The organism is Providencia sp. PROV156 (genome assembly GCF_028480905.1).
In the GTDB taxonomy this organism is placed as follows: domain Bacteria; phylum Pseudomonadota; class Gammaproteobacteria; order Enterobacterales; family Enterobacteriaceae; genus Providencia; species Providencia hangzhouensis.
Map to the genome: position 1 here is coordinate 116,837 of NZ_JAMPPE010000017.1, position 6,587 is coordinate 123,423.

Sequence of the window (6,587 nt, forward strand, 5' to 3'; positions counted from 1 at the left end):
TACCTTTTCAGTAAATTATGATTTGATAATTTCTTTTAGTTTTGTGTAACGTCTAATTAATCGCCATTTTAATTTTACTGTAGTTGCATGCGCCCACACAATTTGCCAATAACCCTTATCAAAAAATAGTTGTACCATTTCCTTCTGTACATCTGGTGATTTGATAGCTAATAGCGCTTGAATCACCCCTAAGCCTTCCTTTCCTACCTGCCATAAACAAGCAGGGGCTTGCTTAACTTGTTCAGGATAACGCTGGTAAATATTTAACAGCATATCAATAATCTTCAAATAGGTTTTTATCTTACGGACTGAGCGCTCATCACCACTCAATGAGTGTGAAACAGATTGGTTATGGATTAAATATCGATAATATTGTTCATTAATAAATTGCACGCGCTTCGCCACGAGCAACACTTCTGTTGTCCAAGGAATGTCTTGGTGATGTAATTTGGGCTCAAAGAAAAATTTGTGTTGGCGCAACATGTCTAAACGATATAAATTCAGCCAAGTTACATGCAAAAACTTGCGTGAACTTAAGCCAATTTCAAGCCACTCAGGGCCTGAAATCACCCCAGTTGACGGGACTTTATTCGGTGGGAAAATTGCCTTTGGAGCATCGCCATTAGTATAAACATAAGTCCCATTACAAGTTGCAACATCGAGGTCATTTGATAATGCGATTTCTAATAAACGTCCGTACATTTGTGGGCTAATTTCATCATCAATATCAGGAAATGTAATGTATTTTCCCGTAGCCTCAGCCATCCCCGTATTACGAGCAACTGAGACACCTTGGTTTTCTTGATAAAGCACTTTCAAATGTACAAATTTATCTGCATAAGACTTAATGATATCTTCACTTTTATCTTTAGAGCCGTCATTTACAACGATCAGCTCCCAATTTTCTAGCTTTTGCGCAATTAAGCTATCAAAAAACTGAGGTAAAAATTTTTCACCATTATATACAGCAACGACAATACTCAAAACTGGCTGAGAAGACATGTATTAACCCTATACCTATCTATTAAAATTTATTTATAAACTAAATAATTAAACCGAATATAAAGTAAAATAGCAGATAGCAATATGTTACTTTACTAAAATTAATAAGTTAGAAAAGAAAAAACCATATTGGTTCCACTGTCATAAAAATTTAATAATTCAAAATTCAGACTTATCAGTTGCAGTGGAATTATCTTATTTGTACATATGGTTTATGTTGTAGTGAACTAATTATCCATTAACTGACCTAATAAACATTAATGACACCTTAAAAAATATTGAGGATACCCTTGTGGCTGGAAGTAGCTTACTCACATTACTTGATGATATTGCCGCTGTACTAGACGATGTTTCCGTCATGACGAAAATGGCTGCCAAAAAAACCTCTGGGGTTTTAGGTGATGACCTCGCGCTAAACGCCCAGCAAGTCACAGGTGTTCGTGCAGATAGAGAGATTCCTGTTGTTTGGTCCGTTGCTAAAGGGTCATTTATTAATAAATTAATACTTGTTCCTTTAGCGTTATTAATCAGTGCCTTTCTTCCTTGGGCTATCACACCACTACTTATGATTGGTGGAGCCTACCTTTGTTTTGAAGGCGCAGAAAAAATAACTCATAAGCTCTTGCATTCTAACGTAAAAGATACTGTTTCCCAAAATCAATTACAGTTATCAGAAGAACAACTTAAGGAATTTGAAAGTAAAAAAATTAAAGGGGCTATTCGTACTGATTTTGTTTTATCAGCCGAAATTATTGCCATCACACTAGGTATTGTTTCCTCTACCACTTTTATCAACCAAGTGGCCGTACTCTCTATCATTGCTATCGTAATGACTATCGGTGTATATGGCTTAGTTGCAGGGATTGTCAAATTAGATGACTTAGGCTTTTATTTACAGAAGAAAACCTCTTCTTTATTAAAAAAATGTGGTAATTCATTAATTTATGCCACTCCTTATCTGATGAAAACATTATCTGTTGTAGGGACTGCCGCGATGTTTATGGTCGGTGGTGGTATTCTAACCCACGGTATCAGCTATATTTCAGAATGGATCACCGAAATATCCTTTACAGCAACCTTAACGCCTATCATTGGCAGTACTATGCAGTTTATCTTACCAACTATAATTAATTTATTTTTTGGGCTAGTAACAGGTCTAATCCTTGTTGCGATAATCTCACTATTCAAAAAATTAAAAAAAGCTTAAAACAAAAAGGTAGCTCTATCAATTAGGGCTGCCTCTCTTTCTATCATTGATATGATTATCAAAGACACTTTCGATGTATATTATTTTACATATTGATTTACTTCGATATTTAAACTGATCTAAATCAAAAGAAACTCATCTTTAATTTACGCTATAATACGTAAACCTATTTTCAGTCAAACCAAATTTAATCTTATATATCAATAAATAAAAGCATAAAACTTAAAGAAAAATTTTATTTTTTATTATCTATATCGTTATAGATCCAGAAAATTACTACCAAAGTAGTATATTTAATATTCGACCCTTTATGAACAATACGAGAAATATGCATTTTAAGTTCGCTAGCGCTACTCTTTAAGGAAGTGACACATGCCCACACTGTATCGTCGATTTTCAATTATTAACCAAGTGATCGGCCTTATGCTACTTATTGCGATCTTAGGAATTATTGGGATGACGATTTCCAATCGAATGATTTTAAGTGTGCAGGGTAACGCTCATGCAATAAATAAATCTGGTTCACTACGAATGCAGAGCTACAGATTGCTTTCTCTAGTCCCTTTAAATACCCAGAATCAGCGTTATCTCGATGCATTAGAATCTGACCTCATCAGCCCAGAGCTGACTCAAGTTGTAAAGATCGAAAATTTAACGCCTCAATTTGATGAACTCTACAATTATTGGTTACATATCTTAAAACCCTCATTAATGGAAGCAAATGCACCTAACGATGCAAGATACGAAGTTATATCATTTGTAAGTAAACTAGATGAATTAGTTCATAACATTGATGAGAAAACGGAAAGAAAGATTGCTTATGTTGCCATGACACAACTGATTTTTATCAGTTTAGTATTCTTATTACTGATGGGAACTATCTGGCACCTGAGAAGAAAAATTTATTACCCATGGGTTAAATTATTATCAATGGTCAATGCAATTGGACGAAAAGATTTTAGCCAACGCTACCCTAAAAATAATAGGCAAGATGAATTAAATGCGCTAGGAGAAACTCTGAACCAGATGTCAGATGAATTAGCGCTAAGTTATCATCAGCTTGAAGAAAGAGTCGCAGAAAAAACTGCAGACTTAATCACAAAAAATAAGGTGTTATCTTATTTATATCAATCAAACCAAATCCTTCATTCCTCGGATCCCCTCTACTTGCGATTACAAAAAGTTCTTATTGAACTAGAAAACATTACCATACTCAAAAATCTGAGTTTACGGTTGTATGAAGAAAGCAATGAAGCATATTTTCATGAAATATGCTGCCATTCAACCGGATTATCTGAAGCAAATACAAAGCAACTAAAACAACAAGTCACAACCGAGAAACCTCTTAGCTTGCAATGGGATTTATCAGACAATATGCATCGTTATGGCATTATTATTGGTGAGATTGAAGATAATCAAATACTTTCAGATGAACAAAACAATCTCGTTTCTGTTTTAGCAAAACAAATTTCTGGCATGTTAGCAATGGAACACCAAATAGAACAACAGCAACAGTTGCTTATCATGGATGAACGTTCTGCTATTGCCAGAGAACTTCATGACTCTATCGCCCAGTCTCTATCTTGCTTGAAGATGCAAATTAGTTACCTGCAATTACAACCTGATCCATTACCAGAAAAGCCACAACAGTTGTTAACGGAAATGCGTAGCGAGATTAATACCGCATATAGTCAATTGAGAGAGCTATTAACCACATTTAGGCTTAAATTAACGGAACCAGGTCTGCTTCCCTCATTAGAAAGTACCATTAATGAATTTAGCGAACGTATGGGGTATAAAATAGACTTAAATTACGACCTACCCGCAAAAAGTATTTCACCGCATCAATCTATTCATATTATACAAATAGTCCGAGAAGCATTAACCAATATTTTAAAACATGCTAATGCAAAATGGGCTGAGGTTTCATTAAATCAGTATGATGGTATTGTGACTATTACAATTACTGACGATGGTACAGGGATCACGTCAAATACTGATAAACTTAATCATTATGGGCTTATTATTATGAGAGAAAGAGCATTAAGCCTTAATGGCAACTGTTGTATTACACCTAGGCCTCAAGGTGGAACAGAGGTAAAAGTTACCTTCCCTTTATCTGACGCTTAACATACCGGAAAAATCATCTATGGAAAATACAAATATAGTGAACGAAAAATCAACCATTCTACTTATTGATGATCATCCGATGCTAAGAAATGGAGTCAAACAATTGATTAGTTTGGAACCTTCATTACAAGTTATCGGTGAGGCGGGAGATGGTAAAACAGGTATCCAAATCGCTGAAGAGCAAGATCCTGACCTTATCTTACTGGATCTCAACATGCCAGGTATGAATGGTTTTGAAACTCTCGATGAACTCAGGAAGCGAGAGTTGTCAGGTAGAATTATTCTTTTTACCGTTTCTAACTATAGTGATGATTTAGTCAATGCACTAAAAAGAGGTGCCGATGGTTATTTACTAAAAGATATGGAGCCTGAAGAGCTTATCGTAGCCCTTAAAGAAGCAGCAAGCGGTAAGTTAGTTGTCAGCCCAACATTAGCATCTGTACTTGCTGAATCACTAAGAGATAACACCACACAGGATGACAATAATATTGCTTCATTGACACCAAGAGAAGCCGATATTTTAGAACTGATCTCTCAGGGTTTATCAAATAAAATGATAGCTCGTAAACTAGATATTGCAGAAAGCACAGTAAAAGTACATGTTAAACATTTACTTAAAAAACTCAATTTAAAATCAAGGGTCGAAGCTGCAGTTTGGGTTTTACAACAAAAATAATTTTATACTCGCAGCTATATAACCTTATGATAGCTGCGAGTAAAAAATAATTATATTCATTAGTAAATAGCTCTAATATGCAAACTTATATTTTTAATTATACTAAACTACTGAAATCATTTTTATGAAGGAAAATAATATAAATGGAAGATGAATTAATTTTAGTAAATGAACATGATGAACCTATTGGTGTTATGCCTAAATTATTGGCGCATCAACTCGGTCATCTTCACCGAGCATTTTCAGTATTTATTTTTAATGAGCAAAACGAGCTACTGATTCAACAGAGAGCTCTTCATAAATATCATTCAGCTGGGCAATGGGCAAATTCTTGCTGTAGCCATCCTAAACCTAATGAAGATACTCAGAAAGCCGCTGAACGTAGACTTCAAGAGGAGCTAGGCTTTGCCACTCCATTAACGCATATAGGTTCCTTAATTTATAAAGCTGATGTTCAGGGAGGATTAATTGAACATGAGTATGACCATATCTTTATTGGACATTATAACAAGAATATCCAACCAAATAGAGAAGAAGTCTCATCTATAAGGTGGGTAAATCTTACTCAATTAAAACAAGAGATCCTTCTTAATCCTGAAATTTTCACACCGTGGTTTAAAAAAATATTAGAAGAATTTCCTTTATCAGATTTCAAATAAATGTATTTTATCACATTTTATTTATAACTTAATTTTCTCACCTTGCATTTTAATTATAAAAATATTTATCTAAACCTAGAAATATTATAAAAATACATTATAGAGGAAAAATAATTTAATTAATTATTCTTAATATCATTAATTAATAATAGCACTAGTTTAATTTCAGGGTAGAAGCATGATAAATTTGTTAATATTTAATATTTCACCACCCTCAATAATAAATATCATCCTTAACTTTAACTTATCAAATACATTCTATTTATCAGTAAACTTCCCTTATATTATCCTATTTATATAATAAGTAATCATATAAAATTCACTACAACCTTGCTCACTATATTTTTTGATTCTACTACCAGATATCGTTTAATTACCATACCAAATGAGTTGTTACTCACTACTTTATATCTGCTAAATACATTCCCCATTTCAATACATTAGCAATAAATTACCTATTCTATGGTATACAATACTATGTATTTAAACGTCCAACTCCCATCACTAGTGAGCTGTTACTCACTACTTTATATCTGCTAGAGACATTCCCCATTTCAATACATTAACAATAAATTACCTATTCTATGGTATACAATGCTATGTATTTAAACGTCCAACTCCCCATCACTAGTGAGCTATTACTCACTACTTTGCATTCACAATATCCATTCAGCACACCAATACAACCGCTCCCCCTCCATTGCTTCTCCTAACTCCTGCCATCTCACCATCACTAGCAGCCACCATCCCCTTCAACAAGTGAGTTGTTACTCACTACTTTGTATTCACAATATCCATTCAGCGCACCAATACAACCGCTTCTCCCCCATTGCTTCTCCTACCCCTGTCATCCCACCCTCGCCAACAGCCACCGCCCTTTCAACAAGTGAGTTGTTACTGACTACTTTGACTC

The 6,587-nt window shown here is 34.4% G+C and carries 5 protein-coding genes; 4 read left to right on the forward strand and 1 reads right to left on the reverse strand.

Features of this window, described 5'->3' with window-relative positions:
• Positions 1-15: 15 nt before the first annotated feature.
• A complete protein-coding gene (locus PSF31_RS13815) occupies positions 16-1,002 on the reverse strand; it encodes a glycosyltransferase (protein ID WP_096865187.1) in 987 nt (328 codons plus the stop codon).
• A gap of 292 nt (positions 1,003-1,294) precedes the next feature.
• Between PSF31_RS13815 and PSF31_RS13820 the strand changes: the two genes are divergently transcribed.
• The 4 genes from PSF31_RS13820 to idi all read left to right on the forward strand — a co-directional run bounded on the left by PSF31_RS13820 (position 1,295) and on the right by idi (position 5,674).
• Positions 1,295-2,209, forward strand: a complete 915-nt coding sequence (locus PSF31_RS13820) for a DUF808 domain-containing protein (RefSeq protein ID WP_004905788.1) — start codon at positions 1,295-1,297, stop codon at positions 2,207-2,209.
• 372 nt (positions 2,210-2,581) lie between these two features.
• Positions 2,582-4,339, forward strand: a complete 1,758-nt coding sequence (gene narX, locus PSF31_RS13825) for a nitrate/nitrite two-component system sensor histidine kinase NarX (RefSeq protein WP_036958572.1) — start codon at positions 2,582-2,584, stop codon at positions 4,337-4,339.
• Positions 4,340-4,358: 19 nt separating this feature from the next.
• Positions 4,359-5,015 carry a two-component system response regulator NarL gene (gene narL / locus PSF31_RS13830; protein ID WP_004905790.1) on the forward strand — a complete coding sequence of 219 codons (657 nt, stop codon included), beginning with the start codon at positions 4,359-4,361 and terminating at the stop codon, positions 5,013-5,015.
• 143 nt (positions 5,016-5,158) lie between these two features.
• Positions 5,159-5,674 carry an isopentenyl-diphosphate Delta-isomerase gene (gene idi, locus PSF31_RS13835; RefSeq protein WP_004905791.1) on the forward strand — a complete coding sequence of 172 codons (516 nt, stop codon included), beginning with the start codon at positions 5,159-5,161 and terminating at the stop codon, positions 5,672-5,674.
• Positions 5,675-6,587: the final 913 nt, after the last annotated feature.

What these genes read in the sequence shown, in the direction of transcription:
- PSF31_RS13815 (WP_096865187.1), bottom strand. Translation starts at nt 1,002, where the DNA reads ATGTCTTCTCAGCCAGTTTTGAGTATTGTCGTTGCTGTATATAATGGT.
- narX (WP_036958572.1), top strand. Translation starts at nt 2,582, where the DNA reads ATGCCCACACTGTATCGTCGATTTTCAATTATTAACCAAGTGATCGGC.
- narL (WP_004905790.1), top strand. Translation starts at nt 4,359, where the DNA reads ATGGAAAATACAAATATAGTGAACGAAAAATCAACCATTCTACTTATT.
- idi (WP_004905791.1), top strand. Translation starts at nt 5,159, where the DNA reads ATGGAAGATGAATTAATTTTAGTAAATGAACATGATGAACCTATTGGT.